Genomic DNA, 23870 nt, shown 5'->3' with positions numbered 1-23870 from the left:
GCTCATGCATCCTTTTTCGCGTAATGGAAGTTCTTGCCGACGCCTGCGTCCGGAATGAAACCGTATAGCGGTTCACCGGGCAAACCCCGTTGCAGCCACTCACGGGCAGCCACCAAACGTTCGATATCGACGCCCGTGCGCAGCCCCATGGACTCAAGCAGGTAAACCAAATCCTCAGTCACAATGTTGCCCGAGGCGCCCGGTGCATAAGGGCACCCGCCTATCCCGCCCTGGGAGGCATCGATTGTAGTGACTCCTACTTCTATCGCCGCTACAACGTTGGCCAAGCCTTGACCGCGCGTGTTGTGAAAGTGAGCACTGCCAGCCACCGTACCTACTGAATCGCGCAGTCGGGTAAACAGGCGCCGAACCTGGGTTGGGTTGGCGTACCCGACTGTGTCAGCCAGGCCGACTTCGTCGACCCCCATCTCGGCCATCGTAACGGCCATGCGGATGACATCGTCCTCCGGTACTTCGCCCTGAATCGTGCATCCGAACACTGTCGACAGACCGGCTTCTATCTGGATATGCGGGAACTGCTTGTTACGCAGGGCCACTACAGAGCGCACTTCCTCGAATACCTGAGCGTGCGTCTTGCGGATGTTCGACAGCGAGTGCGGCTCACTAACAGAAATCGGCATGGTGATTTTATGTACGCCGGCTTCGAAGGCCGCCTGCGCGCCTCTGAGGTTTGGCACCAGTGCGGTCACGAACAAGCCCGGTAAGCTACGTCCATGAGCGACTAACTGCGCGGCATCAGCCATTTGAGGCAAGAGCTTGGGCGAGACAAACGAGCCGATCTCAATTTCACGCAGACCGGCACCGGCCAGTGCCGATATCCATTGAAGCTTGAGTTCGGTCGGCATTGTGGCCTTCACACTCTGAAGCCCATCTCGTGGCCCCACTTCACTGATCAAAATGTCGATGTCGTTGTTGTTATGCATCGCTAGACCTCTTCTTGTTTTTCCCCATGCCACACAGCTCGCTCGGAGAGGTGACATGAAAAAGCGCTTTTGTTCTATCTGGCAGAACAGTGTTCTATTTAAAATACTGCGATGAGTCACCGTAGCTGTCAACAACATCGTGATCAACGGCAAAATTCATTCACGCGATAACGCTTACGGGAGAGTCATCCGAAAAAACAGGCTTGACAGAACGAAGCATATGGCCTGAAAGTTGTTCCAGCTAAAAGAATAGCGTTCTGCCAGATAGAACATAACAAAAAAGGCTTGGACTGGCTAAACAGCCGCCACGTCTGTTTACACCGGAGACTGCCATGAGTTTTTACGCCCCTCCTCGCGTGCTGCCGACACGTCTGTTCAGCCAATTACCTGAAGGGTTCTGGCGTGACGGTGACTCCGATTGGGTAAGGGCGAACAAACCTGGGCAGCGGGTCAAGAGCTTTTTGGAAGGGCCGTCCTTCGATCTCGAAGGCAACCTATACGTCACTGACATCCCCTATGGGCGAATTTTTCGGGTTGCACCTTCGGGTGATTGGCAGCTAGTTGTGGAATATGACGGCTGGCCTAATGGCCTGAAAATTCACCAGGACGGTCGCATTTTCATTGCCGATTACAAGCACGGCATTCTTCTGTTAAATCCAGTTGATAGAAAAATCACACCCTTCCTCACTCACCATCGTAGTGAAGGCTTCAAAGGTGTGAACGACCTGTTCTTTGATGACTTGGGTTTGCTTTATTTCACCGACCAAGGCCAGACCGGGCAGCACGATCCCAGCGGTCGGGTGTTTCGCTACGATCTGGATACACAGCAACTAACTTGCTTGATAGACAACGGCCCCAGTCCGAATGGACTCGTGATGGATATCGATCAGAAAGCCTTGTTGGTGGCGATGACCCGGGGCAATGCCGTGTGGCGCCTGCCCATTCAAACGGATGGGAGCACCACCAAAGTTGGCATATTCCTGACCATGGCTGGAGGTGTCAGCGGGGCCGACGGCATGGCGCTTGATACCGAAGGCAATCTCTATATCTGCGATGCGGGGAATGGCTGTGTGTGGGTCACTGATCGGCATGCGGTGCCGTTGTATCGAATAGAGGCATGCACTGAAGGACGAACGGTGACCAACCTCGCATTTGGCGGGCCTGGTAATCGTTCCCTGCACATCATCGATTCTTCCACTGGAAGCATCCTGGTCGCGGACTTGGAACATTCGGGCAACCCCATGTTTTCCCACGCCTCGACGTAATCCTTATACGCAACACTCCTTATATGCCCTCGTGCATATAGGCCCACTTCGTCCATAAGAAAGCTAAAAGCGCATGGGCACCATGAAACAACTCATAAAAAGAAAGAGGAAAACATGCTCACTCTCCTTAGCTACGCAATGATCACCTGCTTCATGTATTTGATCATGAGCAAACGCCTCTCGCCTCTGGTAGCTCTGCTGCTAGTTCCGGTCGCCTTCGCTTCTCTGGGCGGCTTCGCTACCCAACTGGGGCCAATGATGCTGGACGGGGTAAAAATGCTTGCACCAACCGGCATCATGCTTACGTTCGCAATCCTGTACTTCTGCATGATGACAGATGCCGGGCTCTTCAATCCCCTTGTCAAATTGATCCTGAAAACGGTGAAAGGCGATCCTCGGAAAATCGTTTTAGGGACTGCGATTCTTGGACTTTGTGTCGGACTTGATGGTGACGGTGCGACCACCTACATCATCACCACGGCTGCGTTGCTACCTCTGTACCGTCTGACCGGAATCCGCATGCAAGTGATGGCAACCGTGCTGCTGATGACCATCGGGGTGATGAATATTCTCCCGTGGGCAGGGCCGTTTTCGCGTGCGGCAAGCGCCATGCATGTAGACATCACCGAGCTGTTCGTTGAGATGATTCCTATCATGTTCGCTGGTGCGATCTGGGTTCTTTTTTCTGCATGGTACTTGGGCCGCGTGGAGTACCGCCGTCTCGGTGTGGTTCAACTCGATGAAGAAGCCGCGCTGGAAGGAATGGCACATATCCGCATGCGAGATTGGAGATTCATTTTCAACTCGGCACTTACCATTAGCCTCATTGCAGCAATGATGATCAGCCTCATGCCGTTGCCGATCCTGTTCATGCTCGCCTTCGCTATTGGTGCTCTGGTCAATTTTCCAAAGCTCAAAGATCAGAAAGCAATGGTAGCGAGACATGCCGATAACGTCTTAGCGGTGACATTGCTGATTTTCGCAGCGGGGACATTTGTTGGAATCATGAGCGGAACAGGCATGATCAAGGCAATCTCTGCGAGCTTGATCTATGTGGTACCTGAGTGGGCAGGACACTTCATGTCCGTGTTTACGGCATTTCTAAGCATGCCGTTCACTTACGTGCTGACCAACGACGCCTTCTATTTCGGCATCTTGCCGATCCTCGCCGAGACCGCCAGCCACTACGGAATTGGTGCTCAGGAAATGGCCATCGCCAGCCTTATTGGTCAACCGGTACACCTGCTTAGCCCTCTGGTGGCCTCTACTTACCTTCTGTGTGGATTACTCGATTTGGACTATGGCGATAACCAACGCGTCTCCATGAAATGGATGATTGGTACCTGCGTTGTAATGTTTATTGCGGCTCTGCTCTTTGGCTCGATTTCCATCATAGCGAAGGCATAGAGCTGACCTCTGTCGCTGAGGCAATGTCTGCACCCTTCTCGCTCCAGAGCGATCTACGCTGGACGATGTTAGCGCTTGAGCCCTACCGACTGATTGTGCCGTGTGAACTGCCGGGAGAAGATTGGTCAGCACTACTTTCCAGCCAACCGTTCATTCGGTATGACCGATCATCATCCGGGGGTAGACAAGTGGATCGCTTCCTTCGGCAGATGCATTTCACCTTGCGTGAAGTTTGCGAGCTGGATGAACTAGAGGCCATCATCAAGCTGGTTGAAAATGGTGTCGGTGTAGCTCTAGTGCCGCAGACAGCAACCCATCAGGTATGGCCCGTAGGTGTACGAGCGCTCGATCTCGGACAACACACCTTCCACCGCGATATCGGGCTCGTACATCGGTCTCGGCGGAGTTTTACCGAGCCTGTACGAATTTTGGCCCAACTTATCAGTGACCAGGTAAAGACCGGTTCTGAATAAAATCCACACAGCAAAAAGGGCCCTCTCGGGCCCTTTTGTACTCAACCCGAATTCACTTGGTCAGCCAAGACTCGACTGTGTCGGAGCCGTATTCAGCTTTCCACTCTTTCAGCGTTTTGTGGTTGCCGCCTTTGGTTTCTACGACTTCACCGGTGTGCGGGTTTTTGTAGACCTTCACTTGGCGCGGTTTGCGAGAACCGGATTTTGCCTCGGCAGCTGGTGCGCGACGACCAGCCTTAGGGTCAAGCAAGTTGATCACGTTCTGGAGACTGTAGCCGTACTCGGCAAGCAGAGCGCGCAGCTTGCTCTCAAACTCCATCTCCTTTTTCAGGCCGGAGTCGCTTTTCATAGACTCAAGCTCCGCAAGCTGGGCGGCCAGTTGTTGTTCGAGCTTTCGGTATTCAGCTAGGCGCGACATTGAATAGCTTCCTGTAAGAGAGTTCGGTTCACCTGCAAAATAGTACACGGGTCTTCATCAAAATGCCCCTAACCTCATGAGATTTCTAAACCCAATGGACATTGTCTTCAGGTATTGTGCTGAAGCCAATCGCGTGAGATGCGCTATTCTACGGTCATGCATAGGCGAGTTAAAAATACGCTCACCAAAAAAATGGAGTTGCACATGCCGCCATCAGAACCCTATTTAGATTTCGCTGCGTTATCCATAGATAGCAACATCCTTCGAGGCCAGCGTTACAATTTTGATGGGGGTATTTTAAAGCAACTGGAGCAATTTCACGGAAGCCCCGTCCAGATAGTTCAACCTGATGTTATTCACTCCGAAGGAGTGCAGCACCTCTCTTCCGAGATTGCTGAGGCACTTAAAACAGCCAGAGGGAATCTTAGAACTCTTGCTAAGTATGCTAACAACAGTGAAATATCAAAATTTGGTGACTCACACCTACAAAATATAAATCCGGCAGTGATGGCTGAAGATAAGCTCAAAAATTTCTATCAGCGAATCAACGGAATGGTCATAGCCAGTTCACGAGTAAGTATAAGCGACTTAATGCGCATGTACTTTTCCACCGAGGCGCCCTTCGAAAGCACGAACGACAAAAAGCACGAATTTCCCGATGCCATTGCGCTACTAACACTGGAGTCCTGGGCCGTAGGTAATGACAAGAGGACGGTGCTAGTTAGCAAAGACAAAGGCTGGCACGCGTTTGCGAAAGGGTCACCATACCTCCACGTTGTCGAAGATCTACCTGATGCCCTAGCTTTATTCCAGCCTCATACGAAAGTCAAAACTCTCATTGAAATGCTCCAAGCGGACGGACTACTCGACCGAGACGGAACGCTGTTCCATAGCATAAAAAACGCAATCTCTGAAAGTGCGAGCGAACAAACACCTGAAATTGAAGCGAATTCACTATTTTACTTTGAGAATGATGAAATTCAAATCGAATATCTTGGACATAAATTCGCCCAGGGAGAAGATAACAAGCCTAAGGTCAGAATAGTCCTGATCGAAGATGATCTTGTAGTTCTCAGTTTAACAGCGCTGATCAACACCAAAATTATGACTACCTTCTCTTTTTCTCAGTACGACTCAATTGATAAAGATTATGTATCTTTAGGTGGCTCCGTAGAGGAAAGGAACGAGAGCTACGAAGCAGATGTGCTAATTCACTTTAAAGGCGACTGGAAAGAATTAGGGAACTCTCTTGCCCCAAATGAAATTGAGGTTGTGGGCGAAATGGGTATTGTTAAATTCGGCGACATTGCACCAGACTATTCTAGTGATCGGGATGAGGAACTCCGGTGGGAATGGGAGTGGGAACAGGAAGTAGAAAGGAGGCGTGACGAAGCAATGAACTCCAAACGCTAGCCGGCAATAAAGCAGTCGCTGCTTCGCGTAAGCGGCTATCCGGCGCAGGGCAACTGAGCCTATGCACCTCGACCGGTATTTGGTGTACATCCCGGATTACGTGGCCTGTGGCTGACTGGAGTCGAATATCGGGGTTTATCTCCCGGCCCCTATCCGCAATGTGGGCAGATTTAGGACAGACGCACGCCGGAGGCCAGGGTTTAGGGTACGTACACGAACATCGAGTTTTCTAGGCCGCGTGCTTGATCAGTCGTATCCAAGGGTTTTCTCCTCTGTTTTACTCATGTGGCATGTCCGCCCGTGGACACTCAACTTAGGCATCAGAAGCTCCGTAAATGTTCGCTGAACACTCCGTGAGCTTTCACATGTTCGTTGTAGACATTAACGGCTTCGTTGTTCTCTGCCAGCCATAGCTCGGACTGTTTCGTCCTCAGGGCATCGGCCAAAGCCTGCTCAAATTTCACAGAGAGGTTACTGTTTTCATCGATGGGCATGTCTTGTCTCCCGTGAGACCCCGATTACCAAGCTGATGCTTAATCTACAACACTATTTTTGTCACGGTGTCAGCAATAGTGCAGTCGTTTCTTCGCGTACGCGGCTAGCCTTAGGCCTTCAATGCTTAGTAGGCTCGGCAGCCCCCCAATCTGGTGGGTTTTCGACTATATCGATCGACATCCTCAATTCCAGTTGCATATGTGCAAAAACCGTATCGAGATTCGGATGAGCCCCCGACTCGCGCAACACGGTCACAAGATGCAGAAGCTCTCGACCTTGAGCGACCGGCATCTGAACATCGCAATACACAGTGTCGTCATCATGGGCCACCTTCAATCTCCGCATATTTTCTAATCTTTGATGGGCTAGGACGCTGATGCCAAGCCCTTATAGAGCAACGAAAGGATCCGTGCGTCCAATAGGGCGTGATGTGGCAGGTCAGGGAGCTCCATGTCTTGCAGGAGGTCGGTGTTTGCCTTGCTGAATAGTGTGGTGAGATTGGTCGGTCGATTCATGACATGTGCTGGCCAGTGGTGATCCACATACGCCAGGTCACAGAAAAAATCCCAGTCCCAGTCCGGGGCGTCCGTGCATATTTCCAGGGCCTCATCAAAGCACGCAAGGAAACCGCTTAAGGATGCTTGAGCTTCCGCCAAGGTTTGGCCGTAAAGCGATGGATTGAGCTGTGGGAGTACGTGCTCGATGACAAACTCACTGCAGTCAGTGACGTCATAGGTATCCAGAAGCTCGACGTAGAACTCTTGACCTGACTCAGCCACCAGCGCCAAAGAGATGAGCTTTGTGTCTTTGTTGAGCCGAGTAAACTCGCAGTCCAAAAAGAGCTTCAACATTGACGCTCATTCATCAGAATCGACCTTCTGCCTCACATCAAACCCATTGAACTCGCCGAGGTGAATATTTCGACACGGCGTTAATTCTATGTACCGGTGTGCGATTAGGTAATCAGGAAAATTAGACAGCAGGGAATATTCGTCCGTTGCATCAGAGTTCTGACTTTTGTATACCTCAATTGCCTCTAGAAGGTCGAAATCTCGGAGGGCTTTGAATGGGCCGCAGCGATGGTATGACGCAAAGATGCCGTACGATAAGCTGAGCGGCTCCCCTTTTCGAATGAGTAATTCCACCTTCTATCCTCGCAAATTTCGCGGATCATCCGATAGACGCCCCTAGCGGCCAGCAGCCTTTTTGAGCGTCGTTCGTAGTGAGAGCTCGTCTAGTGAAAACAATATTCAGCTCGCCGTAGAAAGCTTCTAAAACTAGCTCTGCCGTTATCTCGCTTGAAAGAAGCGACGACGTATCGGGAATTTTGAGTGGTTAGCACCCAAAATCGTCCTTCCTTTTGCACTTGGCGGATATCGCTGGTGCGCAGAAGGCGTCCGTCAGCGTACCGGCCATGGGGGCCCTGATTTACATGGCCAAAAACGATACCCACGGCTGATTTTGCGCTTATGAAGACGTCATTTAGGCAGGCAGTAATGGGCTCACCATACAAATGCTTGCTTGCGCGTAGGATTCTGCGCAGATGAAAATCCGATAGACGCTTGGAATGTAACTCGACTTCGGTACTGTCACTCACTGACCTTCTCCCATGCCATTTATAGAGCTCACGAGGATTAAGCGGGCTCAGATACTGGATTTGCTGTTGTTTTGCAGTAGATTTTCCGGACGTTGGTTAACGACTTAGGGTCGAAAGAGCGAACGTGAGTGTCAGCGTAAATCTTGCCGCCTTCGACCTCGAGTAAACAGACCACGGCGCCATTTCCGTCATAGCCAATGGAGACCGCATTCAGTGTTTCCAGTCGCCAACTCTTACAACCGGTCATCCAGGGAGGAATGAAGCCTTGAATTTCAGTAATGAGATAGTCTTCATTTTGCGACTCAAGAACCTCGAGAAGCCGTGTCTCGTCATTCAACATCTCAATCATGTTTTTGAATCGACCATCTAGCCTCTCTTTCACGCATACGTGATACCAGTGGATGTTCAGCGCACGCGAAATACCATGCCAATGCGCGAGGCCCTCCCCGAACATTCCTGGTTTACCTTCAATGTCTTCGATGTTGGTTCTGAACATTTTTGTCTCAATCTGAAATCGTGCTTGGGCAACACGTCATCTAAAAGTAAGAAAAGATTGTTTCGAGGCTTGCTGATTTTTCGCAACCGGGCCCTACCAACACATAAACCGTATTCCAGGTTTCAAAAAGGAAACCGTCTTGAAATGACATTGCCATTGTGGAACGTACCCAGTCGCCGACATCAAAACGCCGCTCGCTGTCAAAGCGGACATTGTGAGCAAACAACACCAGCGGTAGCTTTCCAGCTGCGTGGACTTTTTGTAGCTCGCCTTCGGTGACCTCAACGTTGAAGATTGTCCAGTCCTCTACAAGGCAGTAAGGCTTTCGGGGGAAGAGAGCCTTAACCAGTTCGATGAGAATCTCGTCGTTGTCAGTCGATCCTTGGCGGGGATTACCAGGCCCGCCGAGTAACCCTTCGGCACCTTCGTTTTTATCTGTGCTCAATCTCGTAATCTCCATCAATACAACTGGTGTGTTCATCGAGCGATCACCATCCGGAGGATCTCTCGAACTGGGCACCCACCATAGGTACATCGGTTTTAGTGCTCCTAGAGAAAGCCTTGCTGACGCCCTACTACCTTCGAACCGAGGCATGTGGCCCACAGGAGCACCCGACAGAACGGATAATACACTATATTGACGTTTATTCGTAAAGCTCAGTTATGGCTATATCCTGACTTTTGAGAAAGTCATGGAACTGAGAACCGCATTTGCAGGGGTACTTCGGGCGCTCCGTCTCATCCGGCGCGCCAGGTACGCTGACGTCTCGGATGCGACTCACCGACGTAAAGTCAGTGCCCTCGAGAACGCGCAAACCAGCATCACCGTCGAGCAATTTGACGAGCTGGCGCAATCCCTTGGCCTAGATCCGATCGCGATGCTTACCCTCTGCATTGCTCACCGCCAGGGCGAGAAACCGCTGACTGTAATAGGCCGTGCATTGACCGACGTAGCGGCTTTCGAAGCTGAAGGTGGAATGAAGGTACTCAGTGACCAGTTCGACGCTAACGGTAACCTCATAAAACGAGGACGCGGCAAGCCGCTAAACGCAGATAACGAGAGAGCGGTACTGGCTCTTAAAGCGGAAGGTGCAACGCAGCAGCAGGCAGCGGCGCAGTTGGGGCTGGCGTTGACATCGGTGAGGGAGTATTGGAGAAAGCGATAGCCGAGGTATCTTCGCTGGCAGGCTAAGTAATTTGTCAAGAGCGGCAAATGAATGAGGACGATGGCTGAAGTCTTCACTCCGGCGCTACCTGGCTGACTGAGTTTGGCGGCGCTCCGGTATTGGCGGTCTTGAAGGCCTCACCGCCTGCGGAATGAGTTGGCCCAGTACCGCGTGGACGATTCAACGCTTTGGCCGGCTTGAACGAAGGGTGCGGGATGTGGCTTCGTCAAAACCTTCCAAAAAACTCGACATCATGGTGGACGATATCTCCCCCAACTTGACCAGTTTGTCTCGAACGACCATCACTTCCTCTGCACTTAGGGTCAGAGTTACCATGCGCCCCAATTGCTGCGGTGAGGGTGGCAGCGTTCTGAGGACGCAATGGTCATGGTGCCCCAAGTAGACGATTTCTGCCGGTGAAACCATACCGCTCAACCATCCGGTCAATAGCAAAGCCCCCATCCGCTGGTACGGATCACTGTCATTCAATCCGTACTTGATGCGCTCATGCAGATCCAGATTTAGTCTGCACAAAACCTGTTGGGTGCGAGAAAACCCCACTGACGCTATCCCACCAGGTGCAAATGTCGTTCGCTTCGCAAGCAACAGTCCATACAGGGCTTCCACTCCTTCGGTGAGCTCCTGCCCTGGTATCAACGATTCAATCCAATGCTGCATGCGTATTGCGATTCCCGCAATTCGCCGGTCAAAGAGAGAGCTCCGCCCTGTTTGCTCACCCGCTGAATAGAGGTACGCATCCCAGATACGTCTTTCAGGTGTAAAAGTATCCCGCGGTCTCATCAACGGGCGTCGGTGTTCAACGCAATATACGCTGGTCGTGTAGCACCAAGATTGACGCCAGATTGGAAATCCATTCGTCACCATACTTTCGAGAAGACAAGCAGGGCAATATGTGTGCCGGAAATGGATGTCAAGCAACCCTGACTGGCGCGCAGCAAACTGCTTCCTTAAGACAGTCGCTCCGGTACCATAAGTGTCATGCATAACTTTAAATAGCATGGTATCAAGATCAAACTCGATGTCCTCAAAGGCTGGAGGTGGCCAAGACGCCACGACGCCGGGAACCATTCGTTTTGGAGGTACGAGGCTCTGGTTAATTGCACCCCGAAATAAATGAGGGTTTCGGAGTTTGTTCTGGCCCAGGCACCGCATCACCCAGGAAAGAAGTGTCTCCCCCAGAATGAAACGGGGCGGTTGCCCTGATGAGAACTCGTCGAACAACTCAGAATTTCCACATATTACGTAGGCTCTCAACAGGCAACGATGGACAAGCTTTGTAGATGGGGTTTCGCGCTAGTGTCTGTAGAATTTGTATGAGGGCCCCGCTGGCGCCATGAGCTTTATCCAGAAGAATTTTTGTGAAGTCGTCATTGGCCAACTGCGAGCGCTTGAAGCCACATGCCCCCCCAACTTGGTTAATAAATGCTAGATACTGTTGGTCATACTCCCACACACCGATGTCGACATAGTGCATCTCTTTAGCCATGATCTCTTTCAGAGCGCCATCTAAAATATTGGGCCCAGAAACTAACAATAATCTTATGTTCGGAAAACGTCTCTGGAGTGCCTGCATCAATCCAAGAGAAGCGTTCCGTTGCTCCTTACCACCGCCAAAGTGGACGCTGGCATCGTCAAACACTAGACGAAACTCCCGACCACCAATCATATCTTCAAGTGAGCGTTCGATATTTCGAAATGACATGAACTGGCTAGTCAGAGGTAGGCCTAGCGCTGACGCAAATGCCAAATCCACATTGCGATATACCTTAGTGAAACTCCCAGGCACGTAAGCTGTATAAACTTTTGCCCGATCTGCATTTTTAAGCAACCGCTTGGCAACAGTGGTTTTTCCTGTCCAAGTCTCCCCACCTAGAATAGTTAGTACGTTAGCGGAAAAACCTGTCAAGACGTTCTGCTCAGCTTGATACTGTTTTGGACACAATAAATACTTCACTCGACAGCACCCTTTGGTCGTACGCGGGTATTCCACTTCGAACGAGTAGCAGCCTGCAAGCTTTCAAGTGTGATTTTCTCATCGCCCCATATCACTGCCAGGCAAGCAGCCGCTCGGAGTAACGTGCAAATATTTCCAATAACCCCCAAAGTATTAGTATAGATATAGTCAGACATTGACTTAGAAGAAAGATGTGATCTCTTTGCAAGCGGAACGATCTCCTCCCAAGTATCCAAAAAGTTAAGATACTCTGCATCGGTTTTTGACCAAGGAGTAAGCTCATAGAGCTCAAATCGGCGGACGTACTGGGCGTCAATTGCGAGAGCATTGAGGGCCTCATCGATACCGAAAACAAAAAAGCTTAGGTAAGCAGGCGCGCCGCATAAACCCCTCAGCAAGGAGAGAAATGTATCCTGCTCGCCCTTAGAAAGCCCCTTGATGGAGTCATGAAACTCATCCATAAACACACCGCGAATATCGTTAGCGATACAGTATTCGGCTACCATGCTAATGGGTATCCCAGCTTTCCCAGGTTCCATGCCCAAAGCCGTCAGGAGCTTCACCATAGGCTTTGTCTTCCCAGTATCTTTGACAAAGGTCACATACCTGATTTTATGACGCCATGACTCATCCATCCCCCTGACCGCATTGCAAATTGTGGTCTTTCCATGGTTAGATCCGGCAGATACGACTAGACACGGTGCCTCCATACTGCCGCGAACGATGCTAAGCATGTTGTGGACAATGTTAGACACGGTAAGCAAGTGTTCGGTGTCGACCTTAATATCCTGCCGAATAATCTTACAGCGTTCCTCGTCTGACAGAATCAAAGCGTAACGCCGGCTCTCATGCAAATGTTCTCCATCCATTCTCAGTCTTCCCACTTAAGTTTTTTTCGAGTTTGATCAGAGCTCGGTTCTTTGGTATTCCCCTGAAGCAAATGCCCTTCCCCGCCGTAGGAAAGAAAAGACATAGTTTCAGCGGCCGTAACTTTCTTGGCGACGTTTTGCCGGAGCCGCTTGGTCGTAGCCTTTGAATTTTCCACTAACTCATGATTCTCCAAGCGAACTTGGTGCAACTCCTCGTCCACCAGTGTTCCCGGGCGACGGTCGCGATGTCGCGAGAACGCCCAGTACTCGCTGTACGAGACAGGAGTTTTCGTCAAATCAGAATAAGGAATTTCATGATACCGGCCATCTTGGCGTAACCATATTTTTGAAAGGTTCAATGGATTGTACTTAAACGAAAATCGTGAACCAACGAACCTTCTGAGTATCGCCGAAGAGTAAAATGACCTACTAAACTCGACACCCTTTGGTTGCACCGTTCGTATCACACTTGGAAAAAAGTCAAGAGCAAATGTTTGAAAGTTCCCCGGCATAGGAGGTACATAATCCGGCCCCTTCTTGGCCATCTCTGCATCCCAAACCTCGAACGGCGCAAGTCTGTTCAACCCTTCATGAGCACGCCCATGATAGATCGCCACTTCATTTGCGAACCACTCACAAAATGCTGAAAAGGTCATAGCTGAATGCTTGGCAGAGTCGTAGTCTGCTTTCTTCAGCACATTCGAGTAGGTAGTACCTGGCAGAAGATGCACCTTCCCCATCAGCGTACCGATAATTCGCTCAACGTGCCCTCCGTAATGCTTTTTCCCGACAGGCCGCAGCAGAGGGACGATTTTGTAATATTGCAGGGTGGCTTCAAGTTCTGGGCTAGTAAATTCCGCGGCGTTATCCATACCAATTGCACCAGGCACTCCCCAGTACCTGTGGCGAGTATTCTGACCCCCACCGAGAGCGATTGGAAAGTCTCGCTTAGGAAAACAGGCAGAAAGCATCGCCATGGCAACGCTGAGTGAGCTAGGCGGATGGAGTGCAAGATAGTAACCAAGAATAACGCGACTCTTAAGTTCGATAACTACCGTCAGCCAAGGCCGCATGAGTGGTCGACCATGCTCGTCGCAGATAATTACATCCACCCGTGTGTGGTCGATTTGCACCATAGTAAGTATGGTATCTACATGAATCATCCCTGGCTTCAGATCAAACTTTTGAAGCATCGGCTCTCTGCCGTGCAGAAGGGAGTAAACGGCTTTCTGCCCGAACGATTCAAGCCTTCGCTTCAGAGCATTAAGACTCGGGGTTTTAACACTCATGCTGTGACATAGAGAGTCGACATATTCCCAAAGAGAAGCAAACGCTTCTAATCTTTTAGTCTTATCATTAAGGCGTTTCGAAATTGCTTTCTCCATGATTTGCTCTTGAATATCAGAAAGCAATCGCGAATTTTTTTTACGCCCCCTGATACTTCTAACAAGCGAAACAGCACCAAGTTCTGGGTCATATCTTTTCAATAGACGTCGAATCGTTGTTTCTGATGAGCCGAGTTTTTCGATAAGCTCTGCCCGTGAAACTTTCCCCTGAAAGTAGTCGTTAATGTTTTTTGCTCGATCCGAAGCAATAGCCAACTCTTTGGGATTGACTTCTGTTTGTTCCAGCCAAATCAAACGGCGATCATTGTATAGCTCATGTTTTTCTTGATCGACCTCAACCAGATTTACCTGAGTAAAGAGCACATCAAAGGAGTGTTCACTTTCCAGGCTTTTTAGGGTAATGGCACCGTCAGCGCCACAAGCTATTACTCGATATACTTTCTCCTCAAAGCTAACTAAGTTTCCTTCGACGATGGGTTGCAACATAAGGACTCGGCACCGACTATTTTAAATTCTAGGTGCGCAAGCATAGCTCTATGACTACCGAGCTTGTCAACGGTCATAAAATTGGCGTTAGGCATCAACTAATTTTGCGTTAGCACTGAGTTAAATTGCATATATTGACGAAGGACTTGAACTAATATTGTGTTAATTGACGCCAAACTTCAACAAATTTAATCAATTGACACGCCCGCATTTAGCAATAAGCGAGCCAAGCAACTGTGAACCCCGAATTCACGACTCATGGATTATTATTTGATATTATTTTCCGCTCGCCGCCTGAAGTGTCAATTATTCAATATATACAAATAAAATGAATAAAATTTAAGTCCGAGCTCTTGGTGTATGAACCGCATTCACGTTGGAGAGGGTATTTCCTGAGCCAGCCCCGAGTTAATTAACAGCTTTGAAAGAGCTTCTTGGATTTTGCGACTCGAACAAACCGCCAAGATAATGACACGGCTCTGTAAACTGGAGTCTGAGACGCCGCATCCGACGGCAAAAAAGGCTAATTATTGAGTCAAAAAAGCTGCTTTTACTTATATTGGCAGCGAGCCAAGTCAGTCTATCGGGGCGCCTGTTATCTCAGTCTGTGAGCTGCACTCCACATTCAATGGCATAGCAAGGGGTTATCTAGCCTCTTCCCCCCCCTTTGTAGCCAGCGGGGGTTACGTCACGTAATGTGCCCTCCAACACCCTATGGGGCTTGCAGAAGGCTTTACCGCGCGCTGCGCCATCGTTCGTGGCATGTATCCAACTTTGTTTCCGTGCACAAGGCTGTAGCTGAGAGTAGGCACCGCCGATTGGAGTCCTCCCTGATACCCCGTGTTAGCAAACGCGCCTTGAGCAACAGCTTTACGAGGCGAACGGGAAGCGATCTTTCTGGACTTTTAGAACTGGCATATTTCTCAAGGCCTCATGGGCTTAAACCTTTAAAAAAAACCGCTACAAATCAACAGGTTGGACTCCATCACCACAACCAGGATACAGAGGTTATTTCAGCCTCTCCTGCATTTACGGGCTAAGACTGCACTCCTTTTAAAACGATCAAATCCACTAATGCATCTAAGCTTTCAGCCATTTTTAAAAGTCAGAATCGCTAGAAGCCACGGATCCTAAGGGCTTGAGCGTTTAACCACTTTTAAAGGAGGGCCACAGCCGACTGCCCATCTCCATATCTGCAAAATCAAATCCTGGTGAAACCGCTTCACTGATCAAACCGTATTCCGCTAAACCATTCATCAGCTGCGAAGCTTTCCAGACGCCACCAGGTACATGCAGCTGCAGACATTGCCCGGCGATAACGTCGCTGCCCATCACCACAGTATTCAACGTGCCGTCTGGAAAAATCAGGCTGTACTGAATCGGGTTTCCCAAATGGTAGTAATGAACGATGTCCGATTGATTCAAGTGAAAATGACCTATAGGCGAATCCTTGGTCAGCAGGTAATAAATTGAAGTCATCAAGTGACGTTGACCTCCATTGATCTCGACCATAGCGTGGTGATCAGATTGAAAGGTTCTTCGGTAAAAACCACCTTCCATGTGAGGCTCCAGAGCCAATGCGGCGATGACTGCTTCAGCGTTGGGAATTTGAATGTTGAGCTCACTGTTGGTCATGTGGATTGCCCTCCTTAAAACACTGTAGCTATTACTAATAGCTATTCGATAGATTATAACTATGCTAAATGGTTGTTTAGTCGTTTTATCTCGATAGCGTTTAAAAGGGTGAGCAAACGCAATTCGTCAGCTTGACTCTATAGCTACCCTGCCCTCGCAACACCGCAGTATCCCGCTTGGGATTGCCGCGACGAGCATCGTTTGAAATAACACAAGACAGCCAAGGCGTATCTTGTGGTTTCGGGTGAGCAAGTTAGGACATGTAGAAGCCAGCGGTGCGGCAAGCCTGGCTCCTACAAACCAAACTCACTTGGTCCGCCAGGACTCAACAGTGGCAGAGCCGAATTTAGCTTTCCACTCCCTCAGTATCTTCTGGTTGCCGCCCTTGGTCTCGACGACTTCGCCAGTGTTTGGATTTTTGTAGATCTTCACCTGGCGCGGCTTGCGTGTGCCGGATTTCGGCGCGGTTACTGATGCGCGACGACCAGTTTGTGGCTCAAGAAGATTGATCACGTCTTTCAGGCTATAGCCGTATTTGGCTAGCAAATCACGCAGCTTCTTTTCGAAATCAATTTCCTTTTGAAGGCCTGCATCACCTTTCATTGCTTCGAGCGCCTGGAGCTGTTTAGCCAGATGTTTTTCTAGTTGACGGAACTCTGCGAGCTTGGACATGTAAAACCTCATATGTGTTTTGTATGTACATGTGACAGAGCCAGCTAAAGAAAAGTCCCCCTACAATGACCGTTGATTGATCTAAATCAGATGCTTGAACAACAAACGAAGTCAGCTTGTTGTCTCAAGTCTCCTGCTTTGGAGTCATACCGTATCGGCCATTTCTTTTTGCTGTTCAGAACCCCAAAAGCCATCTTCGATGAGACTAACTGGCGATAAATCTGTTCGATGGGCTATTTCCCGACGTTGAGCATGGCAATCAGGGCTATGGTCAATGTGTTGAGCAGATCAAGGAGTTTCCGATATGGCCGACTCAAGCAAGAAAATGAGCCTCATGGGGCTCACCACTCTGGTGACGGTGAACATGATGGGGTCGGGTATCATCATGTTGCCGACGAGCATGGCCCAACTCGGGGCCGTTTCGTTGCTGTCATGGATCGTCACTGCCGTCGGTTCGATGGCCATCGCTTACTGCTTTTCCCAGTGCGGCATTTACTGCCTGCGCTCAGGCGGGTTGTCTGCCTACACTGAAGAGGCGCACGCCAAATCAGGCTTCTTCCTCTGTTCGTATCTGTACTTTCTCTCGCTGGGCATCGCCAACGTGGCCGTGGCCATCTCCGCTGTGGGCTACATGACATCGTTCGTGCCCTGGCTGGGCAGTGGCGCCATTCCTCTGTTCATCGGTACGGTTGGCCTGCTCTGGTTGACCACCGTGGCCAACTTCGGTGGCCCCGGTATCACCGGCAAGATCGGCGCGATTACCGTGTGGGGGGTGATCATCCCGGTGGCCGGCTTGAGCATCATCGGTTGGTTCTGGTTCAAGCCCGATGTGCTGATTGCCGCCTGGAATCCGAACAACCTGCCGATCTCCGACGCTATCAGTAAGGCTATTCCCCTTACCCTGTGGGCTTTCCTCGGCATGGAGTCGGCGGCACAGGCCTCCGATGCAGTGGAAGATCCCAAGCGCACCGTACCGTTGGCCTGCCTGTTCGGCACGCTGGGTGCGGCAGTGGTGTATGTGCTGTCGACTACGGTTATCCAGGGCATCGTACCCAATGCCGAACTGGCCAACTCTTCGGCGCCCTTCGCGCTCGTTTATGCACATATGTTCACCCCCACGGTCGGCAACATCGTCATGGCGCTGGCGGTGATGGCCTGTGTTGGTTCGCTGCTGGGCTGGCAGTTCACCCTGGCGCAAACGGCCAAGATGACCGCTGACAGAGGCATGTTTCCGAAATTGTTCAGCAAGGTCAGCGCACAGGATGCGCCCATCGTCGGCATGCTCGTCTGCGGCGTCTTTCAGACCTTGATGGCACTGTCGACCATCTCGCCCAATGCCAGCGCCCAGTTCGGAAAGCTCGTCAGCCTGGCAGCGGTGACCAACCTGATCCCATACGTGACAGCCGCCACCGGCCTGTTGGTCATGATGTACAAAGCCAAAGTCAGTACAGGGATCTACACCCGCAACACGACGCTATTACTGATCGCCGTGGCCTATTCGTTGTACGCCCTTTATGCCTGCGGCAAAGATGCCGTTTTCGGTGGCCTCATTGTCCTTGCATTCGGCTACTTGCTCTATGGCTTCCTCTCCAAGCGTTTTGTCGATTTGTCTCCAACCGCTCAGACCAGGGCTGGCAATCCTTAGCTGTAATCTTCAAGACAGCACAGACATCCGAATGTGGGGCGCCAAGGATATGAACGTACAACTGACCAAAGCCACTAACTTGCTGTTCGTTTGCCTGTTCACAATGGTGCCGGTACTGGCTGGTGCCAATACCCTTGAACGCGTACGGGCAAGTAATACCTTCACCCTCGGTTACCTGTCGGACTTCGCACCCTTTACCGTCCAGGCAGGCGACAAAGCCAGCGGTTATGCGATCGAGCTTTGTCTGAAAGTCGCCGACAAAATCAAAACCGAGCTGGGTTTGCCCGGGTTGCAGGTACGTTACCGCCCCGTCTCCATCAACGACGAGATGAGTGCCGTGAGCTCGGGCGAGATCGACATCCTCTGCACGCCGACTCCCCCCACATTGGCGCGACGCAAGCGTGTGAGCTTCTCGGTTCCGATCTACACCGCCGGCCTCTCGGCAGTGGTGCGCCAGGAAGCGCCTGAGGCGTTGCTCAATGTACTTAATGGCAAAGTAGCCCATACCGGACCGACCTGGCGTGCGACCATCAATCATGGGCTGGCCAACCAAACCTATGCCGCCACCGCAGGTGGCGTGACCGAGGCATGGATCCGTCAGCAGATGCGATTACTCGGGGTGGTAGCCACCCTGGTCACAGTCGAGAACACTGAAGCGGGCCTCAAACTGGTCGCCGAAGGCAAAGCTGATGCCTTCTTCGCCGAACGCATGATGCTGAAGAATCTCCTCGCCAATCACTATTCCGTAGGGAATCTGGTCCTGCTGGATCGAGTTTTTGAGTACTCGCCGACTGCAATGGCGGTGGATCGCGACGATGAAGATTTCCGTTTGCTGGTCGACACCGCGCTGAGTGAAATGTATCGATCGGGCGAGATCGAGCAGGCATACGACACCTACCTGGAAGGCATTACCGACACGGACAAAAAGCTGTTCAAGGTCTATGCGATACCGTAGAGGCAAGCCTGGAAAGTACAACAGCCATCGCGGGCAAGCCCGCTCCCGCGGGGTTTTGTGAACGCCACAAAATCCCGTGTAGGAGCGAGGCTTGCCCGCGAAAAGGCCATCAAACTCAACACACATCCTTCAGGCCCGTCGCACCTGCAGCAACTGCGCCGCACACGATGCAATCCGCTGACACGCATCCGCCAGCCTCGCCTGATCGACCACCAGGCCAATGCGAATATGCCCCGCCGCGCTCGGCCCGAAGGCTTCACCAGCCAGCACCGACACGCCGTACCCTTCCAGCAAACGCTCGGCAAAGTCTTGCGCACCGAGCCCGGTCTGGCGCACATCGACCATCACGAACATCCCGCCATCCGGTTTGATCGGCCGGATACCCGGGCAATCGCTTAGCCTTGTGCACACCAGATCGCGACGCTGGCGATATTCCTCGCGCATCAGTGCCACTTCCGGCAAGTCTCTATCGAGCGCTACTTGCGCGGCCTTCTGAACGAAATCCGGAAGGCCGAACAGCATGCACAGCGACAGATGCATCAAATGTTCAGCCAACGGTTTCGGGCCGATCATCCAGCCCACCCGCCAGCCGGTCATGGCATGGGATTTGGACAGACTGTTGATCGTCGCGGTGCGCTCGGCCATGCCCGGCAGACTGGCCGGGCTGATGTGCTCGCCCTCAAACAACAGGTCGCTGTAGACCTCGTCGCTGATCAGCCAAAGGTCATGCCGCACACACAACGCTGCCAACGCTTGCCAACTCTTCAACGACAGACTGGCACCGGAGGGGTTATTCGGGCTGTTGAGCAAAATGACGCGGGTTTTTGAGGTGATCAGCGCCGCGACATCTGCCGGTTCAACCCGAAAGCCATTTTCCGGATGCACCGCCACCGGCACCACGCGGGCTCCGCAGGCACCGAACACACCTTCATAGGTCACATACATCGGTTCGGCGACGATCACTTCATCGCCAGGGTCGAGCAGGCATTGGGCAACCGAATACACCGCGCACTGCGCGCCAGGCAGTACGATCACATGGTCGGCATCCACCAATTGGCCGCTGCGCCGCTGATGACGGCTGGCGATGCTGCTGCGCAGCGTGCGGGTGCCGCGTACATCCGAGTAATGGGTGTCACCGGCCAACAGGCTATCGATGGCGGCGTGAATGATCGGCAGCGGTGTGTCGAAATCCGGGTCGCCAATGGAAAGCAGCAACACGTCGACGCCCTGCTCGCGCAATTCCAGCGCTCGATCATGAATCTTCCAGGCCGCGGCTCCGTCACCATCGATTCGTTGGGTCAAGGCTGAATAGCGCATGTACTTCTCCTAACGCGCGAGTTCCAGTTTCAACCCTATCTCAAATCACGAAACGCGCCACCATCGCATTCAAATCAACCGCCAATCGCGACAGTTCGTGGGTGGCGGCGCTGGTCTGGTTGGCACCGGTGGCAGACTGGGTAGCCAGGTCGCGAATGTTCACCAGATTGCGGTCGACTTCACGGGACACCTGAGCCTGTTCTTCCGAGGCGCTGGCGATCACCAGGTTGCGTTCGTTGATCAGTTGAATCGATTGGGTGATCTGCTCCAGGGCGATACCCGCCGCACGAGCCATTTCCAGAGTGCTTTGGGTGCGCTGATTGCTTTGTTGCATCGACGAGACCGCTTCGCCGGTGCCGTTCTGGATGCCGGCGACCATCTTCTCGATTTCCTGGGTCGACTGCGCGGTGCGATGGGCCAACGCCCGGACCTCGTCCGCCACCACCGCAAAGCCACGCCCGGCTTCCCCGGCACGGGCCGCTTCAATCGCGGCGTTGAGGGCCAGCAGGTTGGTCTGTTCGGCGATGGCACGAATCACGTCCAGCACTTTGCCAATGTCCCGGCCCTGAGTCGCCAGGCCCTCGATCATCAACGCGGTGTTTTGCACGTCGTGGGTCATGGTCTGGATCGCGTCGACGGTTTCCACCACCCGGTCACGACCTTCGCGGGCCGCCTGGGTCGACTGGTTTGAGGCTTCGGAGGTCGACACCGCGTTGCGCGCCACCTCTTCCACGGCGGCGGTCATTTCGTTGACGGCGGTGGCGGCCTGTTCGATTTCGTTGTTTTGCTGTTGCAGGCCCCGGGACGCTTCTTGCGTCACGGTGCTGAGTTCTTCCGCGGCGGCGCCCAGTTGCGTCGCGGAGCCGGCGATCTGTTCGATGGTCTTGCGCAGGTTGGTTTGCATGGCGGCCAAGGCGCCGAGCAAACGCGCCGGTTCGTCGTTGCCGTCGACTTCGATGACCTTGCTCAGGTTGCCGCCAGCAATGGTTTCTGCCGCGAGCACCGCACGGTTCAGCGGTGTGAGGATGCTGCGGGTCAACAGCCAGGCCAGCAGCACGGTCAGCAACGAAGCCATTACCGCCACCGTCACGATGCCGATAAAGGCTTCGCTGTAATGCTCACCCGCCTTGGCCGACGCGGCTTTGGCATCGGCGGCGTTGAGCGCCACCAGTTTGTTCAGTTGCTCGCCCATCTGATCGGTGCCTTCCTTGATCCGGGTATTGATCAGGGCGCGCATCTCCTCCAGTTTGTTCTGACGCGACAGGTCCAGCATTTGGCTCTGGGCCTGCATGTAGTTGTCGAGGGTTGTCGCGAAGGTTTTGTACAGCGCGGCTTCTTCAGGGCCGGCCGGCAAGGCGGCATAGCTGGCTTGGGCGCTGCGCACCTTGTCGACGAGCACACCGATGCGGGTCTGGGCCTCCTGCAACGCCGCCGGATCACGGTTGACCAGTACGCGGAACGAGAGAATCCGCAGCCGCAGGACGTTTTCTGTCACGTTACCCAGAAACCCGATGCTGGGTAACTGTGTCATTTCCATATCGACAGAGGCTTGGCGGATGATCGACATGCGGTTCACGGCAAACACACCCAGCACGATGACCAGCAAGGCTATGAAGGCGAAACCCAGGAAAGCTCGAGGCGCGATTTTCAGATTACGCAGTGACATAGGATGATCTCGGTAATTGAGGCGGCGAGCATCCTTGCGGGGATCACTGTCAGGCGGGCGATGGCGCGCACCTTTCAGCTTGGCGCCACTGTTGTAATTGGTTTGTGTGCGCCTGTTAGTTGTATCGGCCGGGGTTGAGGTTTTTTGCAGGGGGTTGGAGAAATATTTTTCGACGGAAACGAGTGTTTCAGCGGTGAAACACTCTCAGCTAAGGTGCGAAACCTGTGGGAGCGGGCTTGCTCGCGAAAGCGGTGTGTCAGACGACATTGATGTTGACTGTGTCGCCGTCTTCGCGAGCAAGCCCGCTCCCACATGGATTGCGTTTAACTGACGGGCATTGGTCAGGCCTTGCGGGCCGCCACCCGCCACACCCGCGCGATATCACGGGCGCGCTCACGCAACAAACGCGGCGCCTCGGTGCAGGCCTGCTCCAATGTCATCGGTCCGCTGGCCAAGGCAAAGGCCGCATCGATGCCATGCTCGTACAGCGCCTGATACCCCTCGCCCAAGGTGCCGGCGATGACGATGACCGGCACGCCGTGCTGGCGTGCGATGCGCGCCACGCCAAACGGGGTTTTGCCGCGCAACGTCTGGGCGTCGAAACGACCTTCGCCCGTGATCACCAGATCGGCGCCCTTGACCGCCTCGGCCAGCCCGACCAGTTCAGCGACCACTTCCACCCCGGCCTGAAATTGCGCACCGAGAAACGCCTTGGCGGCAAACCCCAATCCGCCCGCCGCGCCGCTGCCTGGTTCGTCGCGCACGTCCTTGTCCAAAACTTGTGCGCAGAGTTCGGCAAAGTGCCCGAGGGCCTGGTCCAGTTGCTCGACTTGCTCGGGCGATGCACCTTTCTGCGGTCCAAAAATCGCTGAGGCACCGTGAGGGCCGCACAGCGGGTTATTGACGTCGGCGGCGATGTCGAAACGCACCTTGGCCAGACGCGGATCGATCTCACTCAGATCGAGGCGGGCCAGTTGCGCCAAGGCCAGACCACCCGGCACCAGGGTTTGCTCCTGAGCGTCCAGCAGTTTCACCCCCAAAGCCTGCATCGCTCCAGCGCCGCCGTCGTTGGTGGCACTGCCGCCAATCGCCAGGATCACCCGTTGCGCGCCGGCATCCAGCGCAGCGCGGATCAATTCACCGGTGCCGTAGGTGCTGCTGGTGCAGGCATCGCGCAGGTTCGGCGCAACCAGTTGCAGGCCACTGGCCTCGGCCATTTCGATGATCGCGGTGTGACTCTGTGGCAACCAGCCCCACGCGGCATCGACCGTGGCACCCAGCGGCCCGCGAACATGGGTACGGCGCAGTTCGCCGTCGCATGCGGCCAGAATCGACTCGACCGTGCCTTCCCCGCCATCAGCCATCGGGCACTTGATCAAGTGTGCATCCGGCCAGACTTCCGCCAGCCCCAGCGCAATGGCCTCGGCCACACCTTGAGCACTCAGGCTGTCCTTGAATGAATCGGGGGCAATGACGATTTTCATGCGAATTCTCCAGTTCCAATGCGTCCATGCTGCCAGCCGCCATGAACAATAACGCCGGTCCGCTGCACAAGCGGTCAAGAGGATTATTGTTCATTTCCACAAAACCCTCTGCCTACACACATTCTCAACGTAGGAGCTGCCGAAGG

22 protein-coding genes and 2 pseudogenes are annotated in these 23870 nt (G+C 52.9%); 7 read left to right on the top strand and 17 right to left on the bottom strand.

Going from position 1 to position 23870, the window contains the following annotated elements; translation table 11 throughout:
* Positions 1–2: 2 nt before the first annotated feature.
* A complete protein-coding gene (locus tag PMI36_RS21045; protein ID WP_008069754.1) occupies positions 3–944 on the bottom strand; it encodes a hydroxymethylglutaryl-CoA lyase in 942 nt (313 codons plus the stop codon).
* Between the two features lie 332 nt (positions 945–1276).
* On the opposite strand from PMI36_RS21045, the gene PMI36_RS21050 reads away from it, so the two are divergent.
* From PMI36_RS21050 to PMI36_RS30375, 3 genes and pseudogenes are all read left to right on the top strand, one after another.
* Positions 1277–2209: an SMP-30/gluconolactonase/LRE family protein gene (locus tag PMI36_RS21050; protein ID WP_008069753.1), complete on the top strand. Its 933-nt coding sequence runs from the start codon at positions 1277–1279 to the stop codon at positions 2207–2209.
* A gap of 114 nt (positions 2210–2323) precedes the next feature.
* On the top strand, positions 2324–3616 hold the full coding sequence (locus tag PMI36_RS21055) for a CitMHS family transporter (RefSeq protein WP_008069752.1): 1293 nt from the start codon (positions 2324–2326) through the stop codon (positions 3614–3616).
* Positions 3617–3645: 29 nt separating this feature from the next.
* A pseudogene (locus PMI36_RS30375) lies at positions 3646–4089 on the top strand (LysR substrate-binding domain-containing protein); the annotation flags it as partial.
* A gap of 52 nt (positions 4090–4141) precedes the next feature.
* Here PMI36_RS30375 and PMI36_RS21060 read toward each other — a convergent pair.
* On the bottom strand, positions 4142–4507 hold the full coding sequence (locus PMI36_RS21060; RefSeq protein WP_008069751.1) for a histone-like nucleoid-structuring protein, MvaT/MvaU family: 366 nt from the start codon (positions 4505–4507) through the stop codon (positions 4142–4144).
* A gap of 204 nt (positions 4508–4711) precedes the next feature.
* Between PMI36_RS21060 and PMI36_RS21065 the strand changes: the two genes are divergently transcribed.
* On the top strand, positions 4712–5920 hold the full coding sequence (locus PMI36_RS21065) for a PIN domain-containing protein (RefSeq protein ID WP_008069750.1): 1209 nt from the start codon (positions 4712–4714) through the stop codon (positions 5918–5920).
* 320 nt (positions 5921–6240) lie between these two features.
* Here the strand turns inward: PMI36_RS21065 and PMI36_RS21070 are convergent, their stop codons facing one another.
* The 5 genes from PMI36_RS21070 to PMI36_RS21085 form a co-directional block, all read right to left on the bottom strand.
* Positions 6241–6414 (bottom strand): type II toxin-antitoxin system CcdA family antitoxin, encoded by a 174-nt coding sequence (locus tag PMI36_RS21070; protein WP_008069749.1) that lies wholly within the window; start codon positions 6412–6414, stop codon positions 6241–6243.
* A 118-nt stretch (positions 6415–6532) separates the two neighbouring features.
* Positions 6533–6760, bottom strand: coding sequence for a hypothetical protein (locus PMI36_RS31930; RefSeq protein ID WP_032830216.1), 228 nt, complete (start codon positions 6758–6760; stop codon positions 6533–6535).
* 20 nt (positions 6761–6780) lie between these two features.
* Positions 6781–7266, bottom strand: a complete 486-nt coding sequence (locus tag PMI36_RS21075) for a 3'-5' exoribonuclease (protein ID WP_008069745.1) — start codon at positions 7264–7266, stop codon at positions 6781–6783.
* Positions 7267–8049: 783 nt separating this feature from the next.
* Complete coding sequence (locus PMI36_RS21080; protein ID WP_008069744.1) at positions 8050–8508, bottom strand: hypothetical protein; 459 nt, start codon at positions 8506–8508, stop codon at positions 8050–8052.
* Positions 8509–8548: 40 nt separating this feature from the next.
* Positions 8549–8989, bottom strand: a complete 441-nt coding sequence (locus PMI36_RS21085; protein WP_050549256.1) for a DUF6957 family protein — start codon at positions 8987–8989, stop codon at positions 8549–8551.
* Positions 8990–9200: 211 nt separating this feature from the next.
* Between PMI36_RS21085 and PMI36_RS21090 the strand changes: the two genes are divergently transcribed.
* Positions 9201–9674: a hypothetical protein gene (locus PMI36_RS21090; protein WP_008069741.1), complete on the top strand. Its 474-nt coding sequence runs from the start codon at positions 9201–9203 to the stop codon at positions 9672–9674.
* A 180-nt stretch (positions 9675–9854) separates the two neighbouring features.
* On the opposite strand, the gene PMI36_RS31920 is transcribed toward PMI36_RS21090, so the two are convergent.
* From PMI36_RS31920 to PMI36_RS21110, 7 genes and pseudogenes are all read right to left on the bottom strand, one after another.
* Positions 9855–10352 (bottom strand): hypothetical protein, encoded by a 498-nt coding sequence (locus PMI36_RS31920; RefSeq protein WP_032830213.1) that lies wholly within the window; start codon positions 10350–10352, stop codon positions 9855–9857.
* Between the two features lie 135 nt (positions 10353–10487).
* Positions 10488–10916: pseudogene (locus tag PMI36_RS32400) on the bottom strand (TniQ family protein); the annotation flags it as partial.
* Position 10917: 1 nt separating this feature from the next.
* Positions 10918–11649 carry a hypothetical protein gene (locus tag PMI36_RS0129440; RefSeq protein WP_032830212.1) on the bottom strand — a complete coding sequence of 244 codons (732 nt, stop codon included), beginning with the start codon at positions 11647–11649 and terminating at the stop codon, positions 10918–10920.
* Positions 11646–12518 carry a TniB family NTP-binding protein gene (locus PMI36_RS21095; protein ID WP_008069735.1) on the bottom strand — a complete coding sequence of 291 codons (873 nt, stop codon included), beginning with the start codon at positions 12516–12518 and terminating at the stop codon, positions 11646–11648. The genes PMI36_RS0129440 and PMI36_RS21095 overlap by 4 nt, the downstream gene beginning before the upstream one ends.
* 2 nt (positions 12519–12520) lie before the next feature.
* Entirely contained in the window at positions 12521–14350 is a 1830-nt protein-coding gene (locus PMI36_RS21100) for a Mu transposase C-terminal domain-containing protein (protein ID WP_008069733.1), read from the bottom strand.
* Between the two features lie 1146 nt (positions 14351–15496).
* Entirely contained in the window at positions 15497–15985 is a 489-nt protein-coding gene (locus PMI36_RS21105; protein ID WP_008069732.1) for a cupin domain-containing protein, read from the bottom strand.
* A 306-nt stretch (positions 15986–16291) separates the two neighbouring features.
* Positions 16292–16657 (bottom strand): histone-like nucleoid-structuring protein, MvaT/MvaU family, encoded by a 366-nt coding sequence (locus PMI36_RS21110; protein WP_008069730.1) that lies wholly within the window; start codon positions 16655–16657, stop codon positions 16292–16294.
* A 304-nt stretch (positions 16658–16961) separates the two neighbouring features.
* On the opposite strand from PMI36_RS21110, the gene potE reads away from it, so the two are divergent.
* Together potE and PMI36_RS21120 are read left to right on the top strand one after the other, a co-directional pair.
* Positions 16962–18302 carry a putrescine-ornithine antiporter gene (gene potE, locus PMI36_RS21115; RefSeq protein ID WP_008069724.1) on the top strand — a complete coding sequence of 447 codons (1341 nt, stop codon included), beginning with the start codon at positions 16962–16964 and terminating at the stop codon, positions 18300–18302.
* Positions 18303–18351: 49 nt separating this feature from the next.
* Positions 18352–19257, top strand: coding sequence for an amino acid ABC transporter substrate-binding protein (locus tag PMI36_RS21120; protein ID WP_032830211.1), 906 nt, complete (start codon positions 18352–18354; stop codon positions 19255–19257).
* 129 nt (positions 19258–19386) lie between these two features.
* Here PMI36_RS21120 and PMI36_RS21125 read toward each other — a convergent pair whose 3' ends face one another.
* The 3 genes from PMI36_RS21125 to PMI36_RS21135 all read right to left on the bottom strand — a co-directional run bounded on the left by PMI36_RS21125 (position 19387) and on the right by PMI36_RS21135 (position 23724).
* Positions 19387–20574 carry a pyridoxal phosphate-dependent aminotransferase gene (locus tag PMI36_RS21125; RefSeq protein ID WP_008069720.1) on the bottom strand — a complete coding sequence of 396 codons (1188 nt, stop codon included), beginning with the start codon at positions 20572–20574 and terminating at the stop codon, positions 19387–19389.
* Positions 20575–20614: 40 nt separating this feature from the next.
* Positions 20615–22240, bottom strand: a complete 1626-nt coding sequence (locus PMI36_RS21130; RefSeq protein WP_008069718.1) for a methyl-accepting chemotaxis protein — start codon at positions 22238–22240, stop codon at positions 20615–20617.
* Between the two features lie 341 nt (positions 22241–22581).
* Positions 22582–23724 (bottom strand): glycerate kinase, encoded by a 1143-nt coding sequence (locus tag PMI36_RS21135; protein WP_008069716.1) that lies wholly within the window; start codon positions 23722–23724, stop codon positions 22582–22584.
* Between the last annotated feature and the right edge of the window lie 146 nt (positions 23725–23870).

This window comes from Pseudomonas sp. GM79, assembly GCF_000282495.1.
Taxonomy (GTDB): domain Bacteria; phylum Pseudomonadota; class Gammaproteobacteria; order Pseudomonadales; family Pseudomonadaceae; genus Aquipseudomonas.
Note: the sequence above shows the minus strand (reverse complement) of the source record. Positions and strands in the feature narration are given on the sequence as shown.